General features: G+C 67.6%; 15 protein-coding genes and 3 tRNA genes. 10 read left to right on the top strand and 8 right to left on the bottom strand.

The window, feature by feature from the left end:
- Positions 1 to 19 precede the first annotated feature (19 nt).
- Entirely contained in the window at positions 20 to 898 is an 879-nt protein-coding gene (locus ORK51_RS15370; protein ID WP_070426954.1) for an AraC family transcriptional regulator, read from the bottom strand.
- Between the two features lie 143 nt (positions 899 to 1,041).
- On the opposite strand from ORK51_RS15370, the gene ORK51_RS15365 reads away from it, so the two are divergent.
- From ORK51_RS15365 to ORK51_RS15350, 4 genes are read left to right on the top strand one after another with little or no spacing between them, the layout of a single operon-like run.
- Entirely contained in the window at positions 1,042 to 1,485 is a 444-nt protein-coding gene (locus ORK51_RS15365; protein ID WP_019184373.1) for a MarR family winged helix-turn-helix transcriptional regulator, read from the top strand.
- Between the two features lie 5 nt (positions 1,486 to 1,490).
- Positions 1,491 to 2,984, top strand: coding sequence for an efflux transporter outer membrane subunit (locus ORK51_RS15360; RefSeq protein ID WP_266085609.1), 1,494 nt, complete (start codon positions 1,491 to 1,493; stop codon positions 2,982 to 2,984).
- A gap of 11 nt (positions 2,985 to 2,995) precedes the next feature.
- Positions 2,996 to 4,177 carry a multidrug efflux MFS transporter periplasmic adaptor subunit EmrA gene (gene emrA, locus ORK51_RS15355; protein WP_266085607.1) on the top strand — a complete coding sequence of 394 codons (1,182 nt, stop codon included), beginning with the start codon at positions 2,996 to 2,998 and terminating at the stop codon, positions 4,175 to 4,177.
- A gap of 7 nt (positions 4,178 to 4,184) precedes the next feature.
- Positions 4,185 to 5,756, top strand: a complete 1,572-nt coding sequence (locus ORK51_RS15350) for a DHA2 family efflux MFS transporter permease subunit (RefSeq protein ID WP_019184370.1) — start codon at positions 4,185 to 4,187, stop codon at positions 5,754 to 5,756.
- A 154-nt stretch (positions 5,757 to 5,910) separates the two neighbouring features.
- Here the strand turns inward: ORK51_RS15350 and ORK51_RS15345 are convergent.
- From ORK51_RS15345 to ORK51_RS15335, 3 genes are all read right to left on the bottom strand, one after another.
- A tRNA-Leu gene (locus ORK51_RS15345) sits at positions 5,911 to 5,997 on the bottom strand.
- A gap of 208 nt (positions 5,998 to 6,205) precedes the next feature.
- Positions 6,206 to 6,292, bottom strand: a tRNA-Leu gene (locus tag ORK51_RS15340).
- Between the two features lie 175 nt (positions 6,293 to 6,467).
- Positions 6,468 to 6,554, bottom strand: a tRNA-Leu gene (locus ORK51_RS15335).
- 128 nt (positions 6,555 to 6,682) lie between these two features.
- Here ORK51_RS15335 and rnr point away from each other — a divergent pair.
- From rnr to rlmB, 3 genes are all read left to right on the top strand, one after another.
- Positions 6,683 to 9,151, top strand: a complete 2,469-nt coding sequence (rnr, locus tag ORK51_RS15330) for a ribonuclease R (protein WP_070473714.1) — start codon at positions 6,683 to 6,685, stop codon at positions 9,149 to 9,151.
- A gap of 94 nt (positions 9,152 to 9,245) precedes the next feature.
- Entirely contained in the window at positions 9,246 to 9,722 is a 477-nt protein-coding gene (locus ORK51_RS15325; RefSeq protein WP_266085603.1) for a GFA family protein, read from the top strand.
- 97 nt (positions 9,723 to 9,819) lie between these two features.
- Entirely contained in the window at positions 9,820 to 10,566 is a 747-nt protein-coding gene (gene rlmB, locus ORK51_RS15320; RefSeq protein ID WP_019184367.1) for a 23S rRNA (guanosine(2251)-2'-O)-methyltransferase RlmB, read from the top strand.
- 129 nt (positions 10,567 to 10,695) lie between these two features.
- Here rlmB and ORK51_RS15315 read toward each other — a convergent pair whose 3' ends face one another.
- From ORK51_RS15315 to ORK51_RS15305, 3 genes are read right to left on the bottom strand one after another with little or no spacing between them, the layout of a single operon-like run.
- The gene (locus ORK51_RS15315; protein ID WP_266085601.1) at positions 10,696 to 12,135 is read right to left on the bottom strand and encodes a TolC family protein; all 1,440 of its coding nucleotides are present in this window, start codon (positions 12,133 to 12,135) and stop codon (positions 10,696 to 10,698) included.
- Positions 12,132 to 14,102, bottom strand: a complete 1,971-nt coding sequence (locus ORK51_RS15310) for a MacB family efflux pump subunit (RefSeq protein ID WP_019185904.1) — start codon at positions 14,100 to 14,102, stop codon at positions 12,132 to 12,134. The genes ORK51_RS15315 and ORK51_RS15310 overlap by 4 nt, the downstream gene beginning before the upstream one ends.
- A complete protein-coding gene (locus tag ORK51_RS15305) occupies positions 14,099 to 15,367 on the bottom strand; it encodes an efflux RND transporter periplasmic adaptor subunit (RefSeq protein ID WP_070427566.1) in 1,269 nt (422 codons plus the stop codon). Before ORK51_RS15305 ends, ORK51_RS15310 begins: the two co-directional genes overlap by 4 nt.
- A 172-nt stretch (positions 15,368 to 15,539) precedes the next feature.
- Here ORK51_RS15305 and ORK51_RS15300 point away from each other — a divergent pair, with 172 nt between their 5' ends.
- The 3 genes from ORK51_RS15300 (at position 15,540) to ORK51_RS15290 (ending at position 20,865) form a co-directional block, all read left to right on the top strand.
- Positions 15,540 to 16,268 (top strand): response regulator, encoded by a 729-nt coding sequence (locus ORK51_RS15300; protein WP_019185902.1) that lies wholly within the window; start codon positions 15,540 to 15,542, stop codon positions 16,266 to 16,268.
- Positions 16,265 to 17,683, top strand: a complete 1,419-nt coding sequence (locus ORK51_RS15295; RefSeq protein WP_266085598.1) for a sensor histidine kinase — start codon at positions 16,265 to 16,267, stop codon at positions 17,681 to 17,683. The genes ORK51_RS15300 and ORK51_RS15295 overlap by 4 nt, the downstream gene beginning before the upstream one ends.
- Positions 17,684 to 17,892: 209 nt before the next feature.
- A complete protein-coding gene (locus tag ORK51_RS15290) occupies positions 17,893 to 20,865 on the top strand; it encodes a ligand-binding sensor domain-containing diguanylate cyclase (protein WP_266085596.1) in 2,973 nt (990 codons plus the stop codon).
- A 6-nt stretch (positions 20,866 to 20,871) separates the two neighbouring features.
- Here ORK51_RS15290 and rnt read toward each other — a convergent pair whose 3' ends face one another.
- Positions 20,872 to 21,459 carry a ribonuclease T gene (rnt, locus tag ORK51_RS15285; RefSeq protein ID WP_046272216.1) on the bottom strand — a complete coding sequence of 196 codons (588 nt, stop codon included), beginning with the start codon at positions 21,457 to 21,459 and terminating at the stop codon, positions 20,872 to 20,874.
- Positions 21,460 to 21,558 lie beyond the last annotated feature (99 nt).

The following is a 21,558-nucleotide window of genomic DNA, read 5'->3' as shown; positions in this document are numbered from 1 at the left end:
CGCCCTCGCAGGCGGACGATTATCCGGATGCGGCCGGGGATGCCAAGCCGCGTGATGGGTTCAGGGGGTGTCCACTGCGTGCCAGATAGCGCCCGGGCGGGCTGCCGAAGTGGCGGCGGAACACGGTGACGAAGGCGCTGGGGCTGCTGAACCCCAGTTCGTGCGCGATATCGGACACGCTCCGGCCATCGGACAGCCGCCGCAGGCCCTCGGCCAGCCTGGCCTGCTGACGCCACTGCGCGAAGCTGAGCGTGGTTTCATCGCGGAAGTGCCGGGTCAGTGTACGCGGCGAGAGGCCGGCCCACTGCGCCCATTGGTCGAGGCTGCGGCCATCGGCCGGGTTGGCGATCAGCTGCGAGGCGATGCGCAGCAGGCGGCGGTCCTGCGGCATCGGCAGGTGCATGCGCTGGCGCGGGGCATTGCGGATCTCGTCCAGCAGCACCTCGATCATGTGCTGCTGGCGCAGGCTGGGCTCGGCCGCCGGTACCCATTCGGTGACGCGCAGCGCGAGCGCCTGCAGCAGATCGGAGATGGCCACCACGCACGGCGCGTCGGGCAGGTCATGGGCCATCGCGGCGCTGACGATCACCCCCCAGCCGCGCAAGGGCCCGCAGATATCCACCGTGTGCGGCTCGCCCGGCGGCATCCAGCCGGCGCAGCCGGGCGGCAGCGACCAGGTGCCATGCCGGGTGCGGACGGTGAGCAGCCCGGCTTCCACACAGATCAGCTGGGCACGCCGGTGCTGGTGCCAGTCGATCTCCCGGTCCAGCCCGCGGGCGCTTTCGATCCGGAAGCCGAGCACCCCCAGCCCGTCATCCCGCTCGAACCAGTCCAGCACCTGGTTGCGGATCATCTGGGTGGCGGCCGTCTCCCGCTCTGGCCTGAAAGTGTTATCCATTGTCCAGATTGTAATACCCGGCCAGTCCGGGCCGCCATTAAGGTAGCCGCCTGCCCATTGTTCTGATTGCTGCAACACAGCATTTGGTTCCAAATTAAATATTTCTATTGAGAAATATATTTTTTGGAAGAGAATGCTCACCCATGATCTGCCCTGATGCCCATCCCCCCAGCTTCGGACTCCTGCTGCGCCAAGTGCGCGATGGACTGGTCCGTCAGCTAGACACGTCGATGGCCGAGGAAAACCTCGGCATTGGCTTCACCCACTACCTCGGCCTGAAGGTGCTCGCGGCGCGTGCCCCGTGTACCGCCAACGAGTTGGCCCAGGCCCTGGACCAGGTACCCAGCGCGGTCACCCGCCTGCTGGACAAGCTGGAAGCCCTGGACTGCGTGCGGCGCGAACCGCATGCCCAGGACCGGCGGGCACTGCAGATCGTGCTGACCGAGCCGGGTCGCCAGTTGTGGGCCCGCCTCAAACAGCGGGGCGACCAGACCATCGACGACGCCATGCGTGACCTGTCTTCGGACGAACGCGCACAGCTGCTTTCCCTCATGACCCGTGTACGCGACTCACTGGTAACGCCATGACTTCCATGTTTGAACGCTCTCATTCACTGCGCCCGATGCGGCCGCTGCGGCCGGTGCTGGTCTCCGCGCTGGCGCTTGCGCTGGCCGCGTGTGCCAGCAGCCGCGGCCTGGAGCCGCAGGGCCGCCTGCTCGACGCCGACAGCCTGCAGACCCAGCGCACCCTGGCCGCCAACGGCCTGAGCCAGCCCGGCTGGCCGGCCACCGACTGGTGGCGCGCGCTGGGCGACCCCCAGCTCGATGCGCTGATCGCCGAAGGCCTGCAGCGCAATCCTGGCCTGGAGGCGGCCGATGCGCGCCTGCGCCAGGCGCGTGCCCAGATCGGCACCGCGCGTGCCGCACGCCTGCCCAGCCTCTCTGCTTCCGGGGGCTACACCGGTGTGCGCTTGCCCGAATCGATGGTTGGCGACGAACTGGGTGGCAGCTATGCCGGCAGTGGCCAGGCCTACTTGAGCTTCAGCTACGGCATCGACCTGTGGGGCGGCAAGCGCGCCGCCTGGGAAGCGGCCGTGGACAGCGGCCATGCCGCCGAAGTGGACGCCCAGGCCGCGCGCCTGAACCTCTCTGCCGCCATCGCCGAGGCGTACGCGCAGCTGGGCTACGCGTGGACGCTGCATGACGTGGCCAGCGAAGAACTGGCACGTTCGCAGAAGACCCTGGAGCTGACCCGCCAGCGTCGTGCTGCCGGCATCGACAGCGACCTGCAGACCCGCCAGGCCGAAGCGCGCATTCCAGCCGCGCAGCAGCAGCAGCAGGCTGCACAGCAGCAGATCGACGAGGCGCGCACCGCGCTCGCCGCGCTGGTCGGGCAGGGCCCGGACCGCGGGCTGCAGATCCAGCGCCCGCAGGTGTTGAACCCGCTGGCGCTGCAGCTGCCCGGCGTGCTGCCCAGCGAACTGCTGGGCCGCCGCCCGGACATCGTCGCCGCGCGATGGCGCGTGGAAGCGGCCAACCGCCAGATCCATGCGGCCAAGGCCGAGTTCTACCCCAGCCTCAACCTGACCGCCCTTGGCGGTGTGGTCTCCAGTGAAGTGGACCAGCTGCTCAAGAGTGGCTCGACGTTCGCCTTCCTCGGCCCCGCGCTGAGCCTGCCGATCTTCGACGGTGGCCGCCTGCGTGCCAACCTGGGCAAGACCGACGCGCAGTACGACCTGGCCGTGGCCGACTACAACCAGTCGGTGGTCAACGCGCTGCGCGACGTCGCCGACCAGGTCAACGCGGTGCATTCGCTGGCCGACCAGGCCAGTGCCCAGGCCCAGGCCGTCAGCACCGCGCGCGCCGCCCATGACCTGGCCGAGCAGCGCTACCGCGCCGGCATCGGCAGCTACCTGGACGTGCTCAGTGTCGAAGAGCAGCTGCTGGTCTCCCAGCAGCGGCTGGCCGACCTGCAGTCGCGCCAGATCCTTGTTTCGGTCCGCCTGAGCCAGGCGTTGGGCGGTGGTTTCACCCCGACCAGCGATGCCGCCACGGTCGCCGCCACCCCCGAATCCTCGCATTCCTGAGAGTCATCCCCATGAGTCAGACCTCCGCTCCCGCTGCCGAGAAGGCAGCTCCCTCCCGTCGCGGCAAGCTGCTGCGCGGCCTGCTGGTCATCGTGGTGCTGCTGTTGGCCGCGCTGGCCCTGTGGTACTTCATGTTCGGCCGCTGGTTCGAAGAAACCGACGATGCCTACGTGCAGGGCAACCAGGTCCAGATCACCCCGCTGATCAGCGGTACGGTGGTCGGGATCAACGCCGATGACGGCATGCGGGTCGAACGCGGCCAGCTGCTGGTCCAACTGGATCCGGCCGATACCGAAGTCGCCCTGCAGCAGGCCGAAGCCAACCTCGCCAAGACGGTCCGCCAGGTGCGCGGTCTGTATCGCAGTGTGGAAGGCGCCCAGGCCGAATTGAACGCGCGCCAGGTGACCCTGAAGCGCGTGCGCGAAGACTTCAACCGCCGTAAGGATCTGGCCAGCACCGGCGCGATCTCCAACGAAGAACTGGCGCATGCCCGCACCGAACTGGCCGCTGCCGAAGCGGGCGTGGCCGGCTCGCGCGAAACCTTCGAGCGCAGCAATGCGCTGGTGGATGACACCGTGATCGCCACCCAGCCGGACGTACAGGCCGCCGCCGCGCAGCTGCGCCAGGCCTACCTCAACAACGCCCGCGCCGGTATCGTCGCACCGGTCACTGGTTACGTGGCGCGTCGTTCGGTGCAGGTCGGCCAGCGCGTGCAGCCGGGCACTGCCCTGATGGCCGTGGTGCCGACCGAGCAGATGTGGGTGGAAGCGAACTTCAAGGAAACCCAGTTGCGCCACATGCGCCTGGGCCAGGAAGTGGAACTGCGTTCGGACCTGTACGGCGGCGACGTGACCTACAAGGGCCGCATCGACAGCCTGGGCCTGGGCACCGGCTCTGCGTTCTCGCTGCTGCCGGCGCAGAATGCCAGCGGCAACTGGATCAAGATCGTGCAGCGCGTGCCGGTGCGTATCGCCATCGACGCCAAGCAGCTGGCCGAGCATCCGCTGCGCATCGGCCTGTCGATCAAGGCCGAAGTGAGCCTGCGTGACCAGAAGGGCACCGTGCTGCCGACCGAAACCGCCAAGGGCCAGGTGTTCGATACCGACGTCTACGCCAAGCAACTGCACAGCGCCGACGACGTGATCCACCAGATCATCCAGAGCAACCTGCCGCAGCAGGCCAAGGCGAGCTGAGGCCACCATGTCCGCACAAGCTCCCGCCGCGCCGGGCGCCCCCGCGGCGCCAGGCATGGCCTTCCGGCCGGCCAACGTCGCCCTGTGTACCGCAGGGCTGGCGATGGCCTCGTTCATGCAGGTCCTGGACACCACCATCGCCAACGTCTCGTTGCCGACCATCGCCGGTAATCTCGGTGCCAGTTCGCAGCAGGCCACCTGGGTCATCACCTCGTTCGCGGTCAGCACCGCGATCGCGCTGCCGCTGACCGGTTACCTCAGCCGCCGTTTCGGCGAGACCAAGCTGTTCGTATGGGCCACGCTGGCCTTCACCCTGGCCTCGCTGCTGTGCGGCCTGGCCCAGAGCATGGGCATGCTGGTCGTGTCGCGTGCGATCCAGGGCTTCGTCGCCGGCCCGATGTACCCGATCACGCAGAGCCTTCTGGTTTCGCTATACCCGCGTGAGAAACGCGGGCAGGCGCTGGCGTTGCTGGCGATGATCACCGTGGTCGCGCCGATCGCCGGCCCGATCCTCGGCGGCTGGATCACCGACAACTACAGTTGGGAATGGATCTTCCTGATCAACGTGCCGCTCGGCATTTTCGCCGCGCTGGTGGTGGGCAACCAGCTCAAGGGTCGCCCGGAACACGTTGAAAAGCCGAAGATGGATTACGTCGGCCTGATCACCCTGGTGATCGGCGTGGGCGCGCTGCAGCTGGTGCTTGACCTGGGCAACGACGAAGACTGGTTCAGTTCGACCAAGATCATCGTGCTGGCCTGTGTGTCGGTGGTGGCGTTGGCGGTGTTCCTGATCTGGGAACTGACCGACAAGGATCCCATCGTCGACCTGCGCCTGTTCCGGCACCGCAACTTCCGCGCCGGGACGCTGGCAATGGTGGTGGCCTACGCGGCGTTCTTCAGCGTGGCCTTGTTGATTCCGCAGTGGCTGCAGCGTGACATGGGCTACACCGCGATCTGGGCCGGTCTGGCGACCGCGCCGATCGGCGTGCTGCCGGTGATCATGACGCCGTTCGTGGGCAAGTACGCCTCGCGCTTCGACATGCGCATGCTGGCCACGATCGCCTTCATCTTCCTGTCCTTCACCAGCTTCCTGCGCTCGGGGTTCAACCTGCAGGTGGACTTCGGCCACGTGGCCGGCATCCAGCTGATCATGGGTATCGGTGTGGCGCTGTTCTTCATGCCGGTACTGCAGATCCTGCTGTCGGATCTGGACGGTCGCGAGATCGCCGCGGGCTCCGGCCTGGCCACCTTCCTGCGCACGCTGGGCGGCAGCTTCGCCGCCTCGCTGACCACGTGGTTGTGGGCACGCCGTACCCAGGAACACCACGCGCATCTGACCGAACACATCTCCGGCTACACCCCGGGCATGCAGGACCAGGTGACCGCGATGGGGCAGGGCGACCTGCAGCATGGCGCGGCCGCGCTCAACAACATGATCAACCACCAGGCGTCGCAGATGGGCTTCAACGACATCTTCTTCCTGCTGGGCTGGATCTTCCTGGCCATCATCGCCTTCCTGTGGCTGGCCAAGCCGCCGTTCGGCGCAGGTGCGGGTGCTGCCTCGGCCGGTGGGCATTGAGGTGTTCGCGGTAAGCTGAAACGAAGAAACCCCGCTGAAAGGCGGGGTTTTTTTGTGGTTCCTGACCAGCGTGGAATGTGTTCCGTGCGGTTCCGGGCGCGGCGGCCAGAAACGAAAAAACCCGCTTGCGCGGGTTTGATCATTTTCCGAGTCATGGTGCCCAGGAGAGGACTCGAACCTCCACGAAGTTGCCCCCGCTAGCACCTGAAGCTAGTGCGTCTACCAATTCCGCCACCTGGGCGACTCAGGAGGAGAATTCTGCGGGAGAAGCGTGATTGTGTCAACAGGATCGGGTGGAAATTTTTTCGTGCCAGATCGTTCGTCGCGTCATCGCACGTTCGATGCGGCGACCATCGGGCGTCGCGCGTCGGCGCAGGTCAGGGCCGCGCATCGCCGACGCCCGGAAACGAAAAAACCCGCTTGCGCGGGTTTGATCATTTTCTGAGTCATGGTGCCCAGGAGAGGACTCGAACCTCCACGGAGTTGCCCCCGCTAGCACCTGAAGCTAGTGCGTCTACCAATTCCGCCACCTGGGCGACTCAGGAGGAGAATTCTGCGGGAGATCCGGAATTGTGTCAACAGGATTTCGCAGGAAATTTCATTTGCCGTGCGATGCAGCGTCATCGCGGTCCATGCCGCGCGATTCGTGCGTGGTGCCGGCGCCAGAAACGAAAAAACCCGCTTGCGCGGGTTTGATCATTTTCCGAGTCATGGTGCCCAGGAGAGGACTCGAACCTCCACGGAGTTGCCCCCGCTAGCACCTGAAGCTAGTGCGTCTACCAATTCCGCCACCTGGGCGACTCAGGGGGCGAATTCTGGGCATGTGCGTGAGGCTTGTCAACGGTTTTGTGAAATTTCTTCACAATCCTGCACAGGCAGTGCCGCTGACCGGTTCTGCACACCCGCAGCGGTTACTATTGAGGTCAATGAAACCAAAGAAACCGACCCAGGGCGCGAAAGCCCCCAAGTCCCCGGCGCCCAAGAAGGCAGCCGGTCCGTCGGGCAAGCCCCGCGCTGCCGCCAAGAAGGCCGGCAAGCTGCCACCCTGGATGCCCGAATCCCTGAACACCCCTGAGCCGCCGCGTGGCAACAAGCGGGGCCCCAAGCCCGCGCACGCCGGGCCCATCCCTACCCGCCGCCGCCCGCATCCGACCCCGCTGGACGGTGAAGTACAGCTGGATCCCTTCGCCGCCCGCGAGGCCGAGCGCTATGCCCAGCCGATCGCCAGCCGCGAGGCGATCCTGCAGCTGCTCGACCGCTGCGATGGCCCGCAGACCGCCGAAGAGATCGCCATCCATCTTGGCCTGACCGAGCCGGACCGCGCCGATGCCCTCGGCAAGCGCCTGGGCGCGATGTGCCGTGACGGCCAGCTGGTGCAGAACCGCCGTGGCGGTTTCGCGCCGCTGCAGGCGGTCAACCTGATCACCGGCGTGGTGATCGCCAACCCGGAAGGGTTCGGCTTCCTGCGCCCGGTCGAAGGTGGCGACGATCTGTTCCTGCCGCCGTTTGAAATGCGCAAGGTGCTGCATGGCGACCGTGTGCTGGTCAACGTGACCGGCATCGATCGCCGTGGCCGCCGCGAGGCGAGCATTTCGCGTGTGCTTGAGCGCGGCATGAGCCGCCTGATCGGCCGCTTCAGCGTCGAATTCGGCATCAACTACGTGGTGCCCGACGACAAGCGCGTGCAGCGCAACGTACAGATCCCGCCCGACCAGACCGGCGATGCCCGGGATGGCCAGCTGGTGGTCTGCGAGCTGACCCAGGCGCCGGATACCCGCCGCCCGCCGATCGGCCGCATCATCGCCGTGCTTGGTGACAAGCTGACCGCGTCGCTGGTGGTGGAAACCGCCATCCACGGCCATGAACTGCCGTTCGAGTTCCCGGCGGAAGTGCTGGCTGAAGCCACTGCAGTGCCGATGGTGGTCACCCCGGAACAGATCGGCCATCGCGAAGACCTGCGCAACACGCCGCTGGTCACCATCGATGGCGAGGATGCCAAGGACTTCGACGACGCCGTTTATTGCGAACCGAATGCCGAAGGCTTCCGCCTGGTCGTGGCGATCGCCGATGTTTCCAACTACGTGCGTCCTGGTACGCCGCTGGATGATGAAGCGCAGAAGCGCGCGACCTCGGTCTACTTCCCGGGCTTCGTGGTGCCGATGCTGCCGGAGACGCTGTCCAACGGCATCTGCTCGCTGATGCCCAAGGTCGACCGCATGTGCTTCGTCTGCGACATGCAGGTCAACCGCGAGGGCGAGGTCATCCACTCGCGCTTCTACGAAGCGGTGATGAACTCGCACGCGCGCCTGACCTACAACCAGGTCTGGGAAGCGGTGGGCGAGAACGACCCGGCCGCGCGCAAGGCGATCGGTCCGCTGATGCCGCAGGTGGATCGCCTGTACCAGCTGTATCACGTGCTGGCCAAGGCCCGTACCCGCCGCGGTGCCATCGAATTTGAAACCTCCGAAGTGCGCTTCGTGCTGGACAACACCGGCGAAGTCACCCAGGCCGGGATGATGGTGCGCAACGATGCGCACAAGCTCATCGAAGAATGCATGATCGCGGCCAACGTGCAGGCTGCGCGCTACCTGCTGGCCAAGCACGTGCCGGCGCCGTTCCGTGACCATGAGCGCCCGCCGGAATCCAAGTACGCCGACCTGCTCGAGTTCCTGAAGGAATTCAAGCTGAGCCTGCCGCCTTGGTCGAAGGTGCAGCCGGCCGATTTCACCAAGCTGCTCAAGAAGGTGCGCGACCGACCGGACGCGGCACTGCTGGAATCGGTGCTGCTGCGCAGCCAGAGCCTGGCGGTGTATTCGCCGGACAACCTGGGTCACTTCGGCCTGGCGCTGGACGCGTACGCACACTTCACCTCGCCGATCCGCCGCTACCCCGATCTGCTGGTGCACCGTGCGATCAAGCACGCGCTCAGCGGGGCCGCACCGGAGAAGTTCACCTACTCGCCGCGCGAGATGGCGGCACTGGCGCTGCAGTGCTCCGAGCGTGCGCGTCGTGCCGATGAAGCCGAGCGCGAAGTGGACGAGCGTTACCGCGCCGCGTGGATGGAAAAGCACGTCGGTGGCCAGTTCGATGGCGTGATCAGTGGCGTGACCAGCTTCGGCCTGTTCGTGGAACTGGACGAATCCAAGGTCAACGGCCTGGTCCACGTGACCCAGCTGCCGCACGACTATTACCAGTTCGACGCGGTGCGCAAGACGCTCAACGGCGAGCGCCGCGGCAAGATCTACCGTCTCGGCGACCGGGTGCGGATCCTGGTGCTCAAGGCCAGCATGGAAGAGCGCAAGATCGACTTCCGCCTGGTCGAAGAGAAGGACGATTCGCTGCCCGAGCTGCCGCCGCGCGGCCAGCCGGCCAAGCGCCAGAAACAGAAGTATTGATCCACGCGTACCGGCCCACGGCCGGTACGCGGACCGTCCACCCGCCCCCCGCGGGTGGCATGGTGTTTCCCACGGACCCCGTCGGAGCGATCCCATGCCGTCCCTTCCCGAATACAGCGGCGGCTGCCAGTGCGGCGCGATCCGCTTCCATGTGGTCGGTGAGCTGACTCACAGCTCGATCTGCCATTGCCGGATGTGCCAGAAGGCGTTCGGCGCGTACTACGCCCCCCTGGTGTCGGTGCGTGGCAGCGAATTCCGCTGGACCCGCGGCGAGCCCCGGCGTTTCCAGTCCTCCAACATGGTCCAGCGCGGCTTCTGCGCCGACTGTGGCACCCCGTTGACCTACGAAGCCCCGGATGGGGTGGCGATCGCGGCGGGCGCTTTCGACGAGCCGGCCCGCCTGCCGCCGAGGATCCAGTACGGGATCGAAGCCAAGCTTCCCTTCGTGGACCGCCTGGGCTCGCTGAGCGCGTTGCGCAGCGAGGAGGATGCCGAGGCCGGCGACTTCCTGCTGCATATCGTTTCCCACCAGCACCCCGACCACGACACCAGCGACTGGCCACCCCGCTGAAGGCAGGCCGTGAACGCCCCCCGTGAACGCCCGGCAGGGCAGGGTGGGCCTTGATGCTCTACCATTACCAACCCCTTTACCGGTCCCGCCCCCCGCAATGAGCAAGCAAAGCCAGTGGATCGTCGGCGTCAACGCCGTCGCCTCTTCGATCGAGAATGATGCCGAGAACGTCCGCGAGGTCCTCATCGAGGCCGGTGCGAAGAATCCGCGTCTGACCGAGATCGAGGAAAACGCACGCCGCAAGGGCATCGACGTGCGCAAGGTGAACACCCAGGCGCTGGACGGTGTGGGCGGTTCGGTGCGTCACCAGGGCGTGGCGGCGCGCTACCAGGCCGCGCGGACCTGGGGCGAGAACGAACTGGAAGGGCTGGTCGAAGCGGCCGAGGGCAAGGCCCTGCTGTTGATCCTTGATGAAGTGCAGGATCCGCACAATCTCGGCGCCTGCCTGCGCAGCGCAGCGGCCGCCGGTGCCACGGCGGTGATCATTCCCAAGGACAAGTCGGCCTCGGTCAACGCCACCGTGCGCAAGACCTCGGCCGGTGCAGCCGACCGTATTCCGGTCGTGCAGGTGACCAACCTCTCGCGCTGCCTGAAGGACCTGCAGAAGCTGGGCGTGTGGATCTACGGCCTGGCCGGTGAAGCCACCGAGTCGCTGTACGCGATCGACCTCAAGGGCAACGTGGCGCTGGTGCTGGGCGGCGAAGCCGACGGCCTGCGCCGCCTGACCCGTGAAAACTGCGATGGCCTGGTCAAGATTCCGATGCCGGGCGATATCGAGAGCCTGAACGTCTCCGTCGCCACCGGCGTGAGCCTGTTCGAGGCCGTCCGCCAGCGCGGCCTGTAATCCCCACGCGCGGGGGTAGAGCCGACCGTTGGTCGGCTGCCGACCCACCCACGTAGAGCCGACCGTTGGTCGGCTGCCGTCCGCCCGCGTAGAGCAGCCGACCAACGGTCGGCTCTACCCCCCAGGGCGTCAGCCTGCGCTGCCGCCCAATGCCTTGAACAGCGTCACATCGTTGATCAACTGGCGCTGCCTCACCGATGCCAGCGACAGCTCCGCATCACGCCGGGTCTGCTGCGCTTCCAGCCAGGTGCGCAGGTCGGTGGCGCCGACCCGGTAGCGCACTTCATACATCCGCTCGATCTCGACCGCTTCGTCGTAGGACGCCTGCGAGGCCGCCACCTGGGTGGCGAACTGCGTGCGCGCCGACAAGGCGTTGTCCACCTCCGACAGCGCGGTGTACAGCGTGCGGCGGAAGCCGTTGGCCGCGATCTGATAATCCGTGCCGGCCAGCCGGGTGTTCAACTGCGCCTGGCGCACGTTGAGGAACGGCAGCGACAGCCCGGCGCCGAGCGTGGCGACCGGATTCTTCAGCACGTCCGACAGCGAGGTAGCGCCCGTACCCACGCTGCCGGTAAGGCTCAGCGCCGGGTAGTACTGGGTCGCGGTCACCTTGATGGTCTTCAGGCTGTTGCGCAGCCGCAGCTCGGCCGCGCGCAGGTCGGGCCGGCGGCCGAGCAGATCGGCCGGCAGGCCTTCGGCGATCACCGGGCTGGCCACGCGCTGCAGCTGTTGCGGCTCGTCGGCCACGGCCAGCGGCTGCCCATCCAGCAGTACGGTCAGTGCATTGCGCGCGGCAACGCGTTGCTGCACCAGCGCACTCTGCGCGGCACGCTGTGCCTCCAGGCTCTGGGCGGCCTGGCGCACGTCCAGCCGCGAGACCGCACCGGCATCGAAGCGGGCCTGGACCAGTTCGCGGGTGCGCTGCAGGCGCTCCAGGTTGGCCTGCCCTGCGTTGATCGACTGGTTGAGGAAGGCCAGCGTCCAGTACTGCGTGGCCACGTCGCTGATCACCAGCAGGGCGGTGTTCTGCAGGTCCTCCTGGCTGGCCTGGGCTTCCCACTGGGCGATGTCGCGCTGGGTGCGCAGGCGCCCCCACAGGTCGATTTCCCACCCCAGTGACACGCCGGCCGAGCTGCCGCGGTTCCAGTCCGCGCTCTGGTCGATGGCGCGGTTGCCGCTGCTGCTGACACTGCCCGACGGCTGCGGCCACAGTGCGTTGTCGGCCAGCCCGGCCTGCAGGCGCGCGCGCTGCACTGCCAGCCCGGCCGAGACGAGGTCGGTGTTGGCGGCCAGGGCGCGGTCGATCACACGGTCCAGGCCGGGGTCACCGAACTGGGTCCACCAGGCATCGGTGCGGACATCGGCCGATGTGGCGTGCGGCTGTTCGCTCACGGGCTCGGTGGGGGTGTTCAGGGTGGCATCGCCGCGGCCATAGGTGGCCGGCACTGCCGGCGCGTCGACCTGGTAGCGACCGGTGCTGACGCAGGCCGACAGGGCCAGTGCGGTCACGCAGGCCAGGGCCAGTGGACGCAGCGAAGCGGGGTGCAGCAGAGCAGGAGAAATCTTCATTCGCGCGCCAGCGCCTCCACGGGATCAAGTTGGGCGGCATTGCGGGCCGGCAGGAAACCAAACGCCACGCCGATCAGGCTGGAGCAGGCAAAGGCGGCCACGATGGACGCGGTCGAGAACAGCATCTGGAAGTCCGGCGCGAACTTGCCGAACAGCCAGCCGACCACCAGCGACAGGCCGACGCCGAGCAGACCGCCGAGCAGGCACACCAGCACCGCCTCGATCAGGAACTGCTGGCGGATGTCGCTCTGCCGCGCGCCGACGGCCATGCGCACGCCGATCTCGCGGGTCCGTTCGGTCACCGAGACCAGCATGATGTTCATCACGCCGATGCCGCCGACCAGCAGCGCGATGGCGGCAATGGCACTGATCAGCAGCGTCATCGTGCGGGTCGTCTGTTCGATGGTCTGGCGGATCTCGGCGCTGTTGCTGAGGAAGAAGTCCTCGGTGCCGTGGCGCATGATCAGCAGCTTGGAAATCGCGGCCTGCGCGGCATCCATCGGGGTGGCATCGTCCACGCGCACGGTGATGCTGGACACATGGCTCTGGCCCAGCATCCGCGACATCACCGTGGTGTACGGCACCCACACGCTCAGGCTGGTGCTGCCGCCGAAACCGAAGCTCTGCCGCTGCGCCACGCCGACCACGCGCACCGGCACGTTGCCGAGCAGGATCACCTGGCCCACCGGGTCCTCGCCATTGGGGAAGAACTGGGTGCGGGTGTTTTCGTCGATGATCGCCACCTGGGCCAGGCTGCGCACCGCATCGGTATCGAAGAAGCTGCCGGCGACCAGGGTCACGCCCTTGACCCGGAAGAACTGCTCGCCCACGCCGTTGACCTGCGCGGTGGCCGACTGGTTGCGGTAGCGCGCGGTCACCGAGGAGGAGACGCTCGGCGTGGCACTGTCGATATAGCTCTGCCTGCCCAGTGCATCGGCGTCGCTGGCCTTGAGGGTCTGTACGCGGGCCGAGCGCATGTCGCCGAAGCCGCGCCCGGGATACACATCGATCGTATTGGTGCCCAGTGCGCTGATGTTCTGCAGGATCTGCTGCTGGGAGCCATTGCCCATCGCCACCACCGAGACCACCGAAGCGATGCCGATGATGATGCCGAGCATGGTCAGGAAGGTGCGCAGGCGGTGGGCGTTCATCGCCAGCAGGGCCATGCGGAACGCTTCGGTGAAGCGGTCGCGCGCGGCCCGCCAGCTGTGGCCCTTGCCGGCGGCCACGGTGGGCTGGCGCTGCGCGCGGTAGCGCGGTGCATTCGGATTGGTGCGGTCGGCAATGATCTCGCCGTCGCGGATTTCGATGATGCGCTGGGCGTGTTCGGCCACGCTCATGTCGTGGGTCACGATGATGATGGTGTGGCCTTCGGCATGCAGCTCGCCGAGGATGCCCATCACTTCCTCGCCGGATCGGGTGTCCAGCGCGCCGGTCGGTTCATCGGCCAGGATAACCTCGCCACCGTTCATCAGCGCCCGTGCGATCGACACGCGCTGTTGCTGGCCACCAGACAACTGGCCGGGCTTGTGGTTCATGCGGTCGCCCAGGCCGAGCCGCTGCAGCAGCTGTTCGGCGCGTGCGGTGCGCACCGGGCCGGGGCTGCCGGCGTACACGGCCGGCACGGCGACATTGCCGCGCGCATCCAGATCGCCGAGCAGGTGGTAGCGCTGGAAGATGAAACCGAAATGTTCGCGGCGCAGTTCGGCCAGCTCGTCCGGCTCCATGCGGCCGGTCTCGCGGCCGGCGACCTGGTAACTGCCACGGGTCGGCCGATCCAGGCAGCCGAGGATGTTCATCAGCGTGGACTTGCCCGAACCGGACTGGCCAACGATGGCCACCATCTCGCCGGCGGCGATGTCCAGGTTGACGTCGCGCAGCACTGCGATGGTCTCATCGCCCGCCGGAAACTCGCGGCGCAGGTCGCGCAGCCGCAGCAGCGGCGTGCCCGTCGAGGCGCTGCTCATCGGCGCGGCCCGCCCATGCCGGGGCCGCCGATCCGCACCGTGCTGCCGCCGCGGTTGCCGCCACCGGTGCCCTGCAGGCCGCCGCCTTCGCCGACGATCACCTTGTCGCCCTCGGCCAGCCCGGACAGCACCTCGGCATTGGCGCCGTTGTTGATGCCGATCTTGACCTTGCGCGGCGCCGGCATGCCATCGGCATCGGCCACGCGCACCATGTACTGCCCGTCGCGGGTCTTGGGGCCGAGTGCAACGGCCGGGATGATCAGCACGTCCTTGGCCTGCTTGAGCATCACCGAGACCTGCGCGGTCATGTCGATGCGCAGCGTGCCGTCGGGATTTTCCACGTCGAACAGCGCGTTGTAGTACACCGCCGTGCTGGAGCTGGAACTGGACGAGCTGGAGCTGCTCGAGCTGTCGTTGGCGATCGAGGCCGGCGCCGGATTGATCTGGCGCAGCGTGGCGTGGAACTTGCGGTCCGGCTCACCCAGCGTGGTGAAGTACACCGGCATGCCGGCCTTGATCTTGACCACGTCCGCTTCGGAAACTTCGGCATTCACCGTGACCAGGTCCAGGCGGGCCAGCATCACGATCGTCGGCGCGGTCTGGTTGGCGTTGACGGTGCGGCCTTCTTCGGCGACCACCGCGACCACGGTGCCGTCCATCGGCGCGGTGATGCGGGTGTAGGCCAGGTTGGCGCGGGCGGTGCCCAGTTCGGTTTCGCGGCCCTTGATCTGTGCATCGAAGGACTGGATCTGGGCGCGCGCGGTCCTGAGCTGGGCATCGGCCGCATCGAACTCGGCGCGCGAAGTGGCCTCGGCGGCGAGCATCTGCTGCTGGCGGGCGAACTCCAGCTCGGCTTCGCGCAGGCTGGCCTGCTGCACCGCGCGCTGCGCCTTGACCTGGTCCAGCGAGGCCTGGGCATTGAGCACCTGGTTCTGCTGGGTGGTGGCGTCGATCTCGGCGATCAGGTCGCCTTCCTTGACCGTATCGCCGAGCTGGACCTTCAACGATTTGATCTGGCCGGAGGCCTGCGCGCCGACACTGACCAGCTTGTAGGCGTCGATCACGCCGGTGGCTTCCACGGTCTGTTCGATGTCGCCGCGGCTGACCGGTGACGTGGCCAGGGTGGGGGCGGCCGGCTTGCGCAGCATCCATGCCACAATCGCGGCGATCAGGATGACGACCACGAGCAACAGCAGCAGACGGGCACGGCGGGTTCTGGGCAAACGGGGCTTCACGATGATCGTCAACTCGGCAGGCCGGTGCATCGGCGTTGTCAGCATTGTGAAGATCGTTCACCGCCGGCTCAATGCTCGCCGTGTACCAAGATGTATCCCTGCGGTGCACAGCACATTTCGTTATGTATCTGCATGACCCTTTGAAACAGACGTACGCAAACCAGGAGATGCGGTTCAGCTCCCGACAGGGGATGATCACCGCATGGAGACTGCCAACAGCATGCATAGACTGCTGATCGTCGATGACGACAACGATATCCGCCAACTGCTCGCCGAGCAGCTCGGCCGCGCCGGTTACCTGGTGAGCACTGCCGGCGATGGCCACGGCATGCGCCAGCTGCTGGAGCGCGAGCACGTGGACCTGATCGTGCTCGACCTCAACCTGCCGCGCGAAGACGGCCTGACCCTGTGCCGCGATCTGCGTGCGCGCTCGAGCACGCCGGTGATCATGTTGACCGCGCGCAGCGAGCCGATCGACCGCGTGCTGGGCCTGGAGATGGGCGCCGACGATTACCTGGCCAAGCCGTTCGAGCCGCGCGAACTGCTTGCCCGCATCCGCAACGTGCTGCGTCGCACCGAGGCGCTGCCGGCCAACCTGGAGCCGCTGGCGATCCGCCGCGCGCGCTTCTCCAGCTGGATATTCGATCTGGAACACCGCCACCTGGTCGATCCCGATGGGCGGGTGGTGGTGCTGTCCGGCGCCGAGTTCCGCCTGCTGCGGGTCTTCGTGGGGCATGCCAACAAGGTGCTGTCCCGCGAGCAGCTGGTCTCGCTGAGCAGCGGCCGCAACTACGAGTCGCAGGACCGTGCGATCGACCTGCAGGTCAGCCGCCTGCGCAACAAGCTGGCCGATGACGGGGGCAGCGATGGCCTGATCAAGACCGTGCGCAACGAAGGCTATGTGCTTGCGGCGGCGGTCACCCTGGAATGACACGCCTGCGCCGTTTCTTTTCCTCGATGGTGGGACGATTGTTCGTCATCCTGCTGCTGGGCATGAGCGTGGCCGCGATCGGCGCGACCATGCTGGCCAGCACCAAGCGCCAGCAGGAATTCGAACGGCAGAACCTCAACCGCATCGCTGATCGCCTGCAGGGCTTCGTCAACCTGCTCGACGGCGATCCGGAACTACGCCAGCGCCTGCTCACCAGTGGCGGGCCAAGCGTGCACCAGCTGCCCGAGGGCGCCCGCATCGGCCGGCCCGACGCGGCGTTGATGGAGATCCTCGATGACCGGCCCGGGCCGGTGGCGAGCAGCCAGGTCGCCTTCACCTCGTTCCGCTCCTGCCTGCCCCGGCTGCCGGAACTGCTGCCGCCGCCGCCGCGCGACAAGGAAAAGATGCGGCATCCGCCGCGTGAGCGTGACCCGTCTTTCATTCCGCCCAAGTGCCGTGTGGTGACCCTGCAGCTGAGCGATGGCACGCCGCTGCGGCTGGCGCTGGATTCCCCGGCGGTTGCGCATAACGGCGTGCTTGCCGTGGACCCGCTGTTCCTGACCCTGCTGGTGGTGGCGATCGCGATCCTTGCCTACATCGTGGCGCGGATGGCCAGTGCACCGCTGCAGCGCTTGGCTGATGCCGCCGCGGCGCTGGGCGATGACCTGCAGGGCGCGCCGATGCCGGTCACCGGCCCGTTCGAGGTCCGCCGCGCCGCGGAGGCGTTCAACGCCATGCAGAAACGCCTGCAGCGCCACCTCGGTGAACGCACCCAGATGCTGGCGGCGATCACCCACGACCTGCAGACCCCGGTGACCCGCCTGCGCCTGCGGCTGGAGAACGTCACCGACGAGACCCTGCGTGAGCGCCTGATCGGCGACCTGGGCGCGATGCAGGCATTGATCCGCGAAGGCCTGGAGCTGGCCCGCAGCGCCGAGAGCGCCGAACAGCGGGCCGCGCTGGACCTGGATTCGCTGCTGGAAAGCATCGTGGAAGATGCCGCCGAGGCCGGTGGGGATGTGCGCTTCGAGCAGCCGAGCGGGGCGGTGCTGATGTTGCGGCCGCTGGCGATGCATCGCCTGTTCTCCAACCTGGTCGACAACGCGGTGATGTACGGCCAGACGGCCCGGGTGCGGGTGAAGCAGGTCGGGCAGGACGTCGAGGTCCGCATCCGGGACAGCGGCCCGGGCCTGGCCGAGGACGAACTGGAAGCCGTGTTCGACCCGTTCGTGCGGTTGGAAACCTCGCGTTCGCGCCAGACTGGCGGGGCCGGGTTGGGGCTGACCATCGCCCGCGCACTGGCCGAGAAGGATGGGGCAAGCCTGCACCTGCGCAACCATCCGCAGGGCGGGCTGGAGGCCATCGTGCGCTGGAGCTCGCCGGCGCGGGCCCCGGCCGGATCCCGCGGCGGCTGACGCCGGCTCCCCCAAAACGAAAGGATTTGCCTACTATGGGCATCTCTTTCCAGCGTCTCCCCCATGAGAGCGTACGACTCTGCCAGCCCCCGCGCTGGTGCACGGCCGTTCCCCCCATGCGCACGGCGCCTGCCCAAGGCTGATCCATACGGATGAGCGATCGGGGGGGCAGGCACCGGTGGCGGCCGGCACAACTGAAGTTTCCGGGCATGCCGACCCTGCAGGCGGCTGCGCTGTGGCTGATGCTGCTGTGCGCGGTCCCGTGGCCGCTCTCGGCCCAGGATGGCCCGCCGCCGCTGCGTGACTATGCGATCGATGTCTGGACCTCGCGCAACGGGCTGCCGCACAACTCGCTGCGCGACATCGCCCAGACCCCGGAAGGGCATCTGTGGTTCGCCACCTGGGAAGGCCTGGTCCGCTACAACGGGCTGGATTTCACGGTATTCGACCGCAGCACCACGCCGGGCCTGCGCGACAACGGCGTCGGCGCGCTGCTGGTGGACCGTAGTGGCGGGCTGTGGATCAGTGATTCGCGCGGCAATGTGACCCGGCGCGGCGCGGACGGCCGTTGGCAGGTCTGGGAGCATCGCCCCGATACCCCGCAGGTGCTGATCCAGGCGATGCAGATGGACAGCCATGGGCGGCTGTGGCTGCTGTACGAAGGCAAGGGCATCGGCAGCCTGGGCCCGGACGGCACGTTCGACTATCAGACGCCGCCGGCCGACGTGCCGATGGCGATGAGTTTCACCAAGCTGGTGGTGGATGCGCAGGACCGGGTCTGGGTCGGCACGCTGGACGGCCTGGTCGTGCGCGACACCGATGGCGTGCAGCGCCGCGCGCCGGACAGCTGGGGACTGGGGCGCGGCCTGGTATGGCCGTACCGCGCGCCCGATGGGGTGATGTGGGTGGTGGCCGGTGAGCGCATCTACCGCATGCAGGATGGCGCGCCGCTGCTGCAGCACCGCCTGCCGGGGGTGACCCACATCACTGCGATGCTGCAGGACCGCCACGGCGACCTGTGGCTGGGAACCGAGAACCAGGGCCTGCTGCGCTTGTCGCGGCACGGGCTGGAGCGGTTGCCGACCGGGCTGTCGCTGCCCGGGGGGCGCGTGGTCAGCCTGCGCGAAGACGCCGAGGGCAGCATCTGGGTGGGCGCCAATGGCGGCCTGTACCGCTTGCGCGAAACCTTGTTCAGCAGCTTCACCGAGCGCGACGGGCTCAGCGGCGACTACGTGCGCACGGTGTTCGAGGATCGCCTGCGCCAGCTATGGATCGGCAGCGCCAGCGGCCTGGACCGGCGCGACGCGCAGGGGCGCTTCAGCCCGGTGCCGCTGCGCAACAACGTTGGCAAGAGCCCCTCGGTGCTGAGCCTGGCGCAGGATCGTGAGGGCAGGTTGTGGGTGGGCACGTTCGGCGACGGCATCTTCCAGATCAACGAACAGGGCCAGCGCCTGCACGTCTACGGCAACGCCGAAGGGCTGCCAGGCGGCAACATCCGCGCGATCAGCATCGACCGCGACGGGGTGGTCTGGGCCGGGACCCAGAAAGGCGTGATCCGCATCGAGGCCGGCCAGGTCGGGCAGCCGGCGATTCCCGGCATGCCGACCGGGCTGATCACCGCGCTGGCGCACGATGCTGAGGGCGGGCTGTGGATCGGCACCATCGAGGGCATCCGGGTGCTGCGCGGCGACCGGGTGCAGGCCATCGACCTGCAGCGCCTGGGCGGCGGGCGCAGCGTGTTCGGCTTCCAGCAGATCGGCGATGCGATGTGGATCAGCACCGACCGCGGCCTGTACCGCTACCAGCAAGGCACGCTGGCGCGGGTCGGCCTGGAGCAGGGCATGCCGGTGGATACGGTGTTCCAGCTGGTGCCCGACCGGGTCGGCAATGTCTGGATCAGCAGCAACCGCGGCGTGCTGCGCACCGACATGGCGATGCTCAATGCCGTCGCTGACGGGCGCGCCGCGCGGGTGGAGGTCGAGCATTACAACGAGATCGACGGCATGGCCAATTCACAGGCCAACGGCAGCTCCGGGCCATCGGCGATCCTGCGTCAGGACGGCACGTTCTGGGTGGTGACCGCTGGTGGCCTGAGCACGGTCGACCCGCTGCGGCTGCAGCGCTTCCGCGAGCGCCTGGCGCCGCCGGCGGTGATCGAGAGCGTGCAGGTCGATGGGGCGCCGCTGCATTGGCAGGGCAGCGACCATAATTCGATTCCCGGCGGGCGCCGCTTGAGCGTGAGTTACGTCGGGCTGAGCTATCTGCTTTCCGAGCGTATCCGCTACCGCACCCGCCTGGATGGCCTGGACAAAGGCTGGATCGAGCGCGGCCAGCAACGCAGCGTGGAGTTCATCGGCCTGCCGCCGGGCGACTACACGCTGCACGTGTCCGCTGCGCATCCGGGCGGTGCCTGGAGCGACAGTGAAGCGGTGTGGGAATTCACGGTGGAACCGTTCCTGTGGCAACGCCGCAGTGTGCAGCTGGTCGCCGCGCTGATGTTGCTGGCCGGGCTGATCGCGTTGTACCGGTATCTGATCAACCGTTACAAGGCCAGCAATGTACGGCTGGCACGGATGGTGAAGGAAGCGACGCTGGATCTGCAGACGCAGACGGTGAACCTGCAGGCGCTGAATCTGGAGAAGACCGAACTGGCTGACCGGCTGGCAGTGCAGGCCGAGGCCTTCGAGCGGCAGGCCCGCGAAGACGCCCTGACCGGGCTGCCGAACCGGCGCGCGTTCGATGAAGCGCTGGCGCGTGATTTCGCGCGCTCGCAGCGCAGCCACCACCCTCTGTGCCTGGTGGTGCTGGACATCGACCACTTCAAGGAAGTGAACGACCGGCACAGCCATTCGGTGGGCGATGTGGTGCTGGTGGAAGTGGCACGGCTGCTGGCCTCGGCCTGCCGTGATTCGGACATGCCGGCGCGTACCGGCGGCGAAGAATTCGCGTTGCTGCTCAATGACACCCGCCTGGACGAAGCCGCCCAGGTCTGCGCGCGCCTGCGCGGGTTGTTCCATGACCACCCCGACTGGGCAGGCATCCCGGGGCTGACGGTCACCTTCAGCGCCGGCCTGGTCGAACTGGATGCCGCCGACCGCACGCCGATGCTGCTCTACCAGCGCGCCGACCGCGCGCTGTACCGGGCCAAGAGCGAAGGGCGCGACAGAACCGCTATCGGTTGATGCCGCTCAGGGGCGCGGCCAGCTGTTGGCAACCTTGCAGAACAGCTTGGCGGTCTGCTCGGTGTCATACACCGCGCTGTGCGCCTCATCGGCATCCCAGCCCAGCCCGGCTGCGGTGGCCGCGCGGGCCAGCACGGTCTGGCCATAGGCGATACCGCCGAGGGTGACGGTGTCGAACACGCTGAAGGGGTGGAACGGGTTGCGCTTGTGGCCGGTCCGGTTGACCGCCGCATTGACGAAGCCCAGGTCGAAGTGGGCGTTGTGCCCGACCAGGATCGCGCGCTGGCAGCCGTACTTCTTCATCGCCACCCGGATCGGGGCGAAGATGTGGTCCAGCGCGTCGCGCTCGACCTTGGCCAGCCGGAAGGGGTGGTCCAGGATGATGCCGGTGATCTCCAGCGACTTGGGATCGATCTCCAGGCCTTCGGCGGGCACCACATGGGCGCTGGCGGTCTGGCCGGGGTAGAGCAGGCCGGTCTCGTCCATCTCGATCGGCACCGCGGCGATCTCCAGCAGGGCGTGGCGATCCGAGTCGAATCCACCGGTTTCCACGTCCACCGCCACCGGCAGGAAGCCGCGGAAGCGGGTCGCCATCAAGCGCTGGGCGGCAGCGGGCAGTGCGTCGGCAGCAGCCGGCGCGTCGGAGCGGGGGAGGTCGTCAGTCATCGCCCCAGTTTAGCAGAGCGACCTGTA

The organism is Stenotrophomonas sp. RIT-551 (assembly GCF_026241915.1).
In the GTDB taxonomy this organism is placed as follows: domain Bacteria; phylum Pseudomonadota; class Gammaproteobacteria; order Xanthomonadales; family Xanthomonadaceae; genus Stenotrophomonas; species Stenotrophomonas bentonitica_A.
Note: the sequence above shows the minus strand (reverse complement) of the source record. Positions and strands in the feature narration are given on the sequence as shown.

Excerpts from the sequence above, each read along its gene's own strand:
- rnr (WP_070473714.1), top strand. The coding sequence starts at position 6,683 with ATGAAACCAAAGAAACCGACCCAGGGCGCGAAAGCCCCCAAGTCCCCG.
- rlmB (WP_019184367.1), top strand. The coding sequence starts at position 9,820 with ATGAGCAAGCAAAGCCAGTGGATCGTCGGCGTCAACGCCGTCGCCTCT.
- ORK51_RS15360 (WP_266085609.1), top strand. The coding sequence starts at position 1,491 with ATGTTTGAACGCTCTCATTCACTGCGCCCGATGCGGCCGCTGCGGCCG.
- ORK51_RS15325 (WP_266085603.1), top strand. The coding sequence starts at position 9,246 with ATGCCGTCCCTTCCCGAATACAGCGGCGGCTGCCAGTGCGGCGCGATC.
- ORK51_RS15295 (WP_266085598.1), top strand. The coding sequence starts at position 16,265 with ATGACACGCCTGCGCCGTTTCTTTTCCTCGATGGTGGGACGATTGTTC.
- rnt (WP_046272216.1), bottom strand. The coding sequence starts at position 21,459 with ATGGCGACCCGCTTCCGCGGCTTCCTGCCGGTGGCGGTGGACGTGGAA.
- ORK51_RS15370 (WP_070426954.1), bottom strand. The coding sequence starts at position 898 with ATGGATAACACTTTCAGGCCAGAGCGGGAGACGGCCGCCACCCAGATG.
- ORK51_RS15305 (WP_070427566.1), bottom strand. The coding sequence starts at position 15,367 with ATGCACCGGCCTGCCGAGTTGACGATCATCGTGAAGCCCCGTTTGCCC.
- ORK51_RS15300 (WP_019185902.1), top strand. The coding sequence starts at position 15,540 with ATGGAGACTGCCAACAGCATGCATAGACTGCTGATCGTCGATGACGAC.
- emrA (WP_266085607.1), top strand. The coding sequence starts at position 2,996 with ATGAGTCAGACCTCCGCTCCCGCTGCCGAGAAGGCAGCTCCCTCCCGT.
- ORK51_RS15290 (WP_266085596.1), top strand. The coding sequence starts at position 17,893 with ATGCCGACCCTGCAGGCGGCTGCGCTGTGGCTGATGCTGCTGTGCGCG.
- ORK51_RS15310 (WP_019185904.1), bottom strand. The coding sequence starts at position 14,102 with ATGAGCAGCGCCTCGACGGGCACGCCGCTGCTGCGGCTGCGCGACCTG.
- ORK51_RS15365 (WP_019184373.1), top strand. The coding sequence starts at position 1,042 with ATGATCTGCCCTGATGCCCATCCCCCCAGCTTCGGACTCCTGCTGCGC.
- ORK51_RS15315 (WP_266085601.1), bottom strand. The coding sequence starts at position 12,135 with ATGAAGATTTCTCCTGCTCTGCTGCACCCCGCTTCGCTGCGTCCACTG.
- ORK51_RS15350 (WP_019184370.1), top strand. The coding sequence starts at position 4,185 with ATGTCCGCACAAGCTCCCGCCGCGCCGGGCGCCCCCGCGGCGCCAGGC.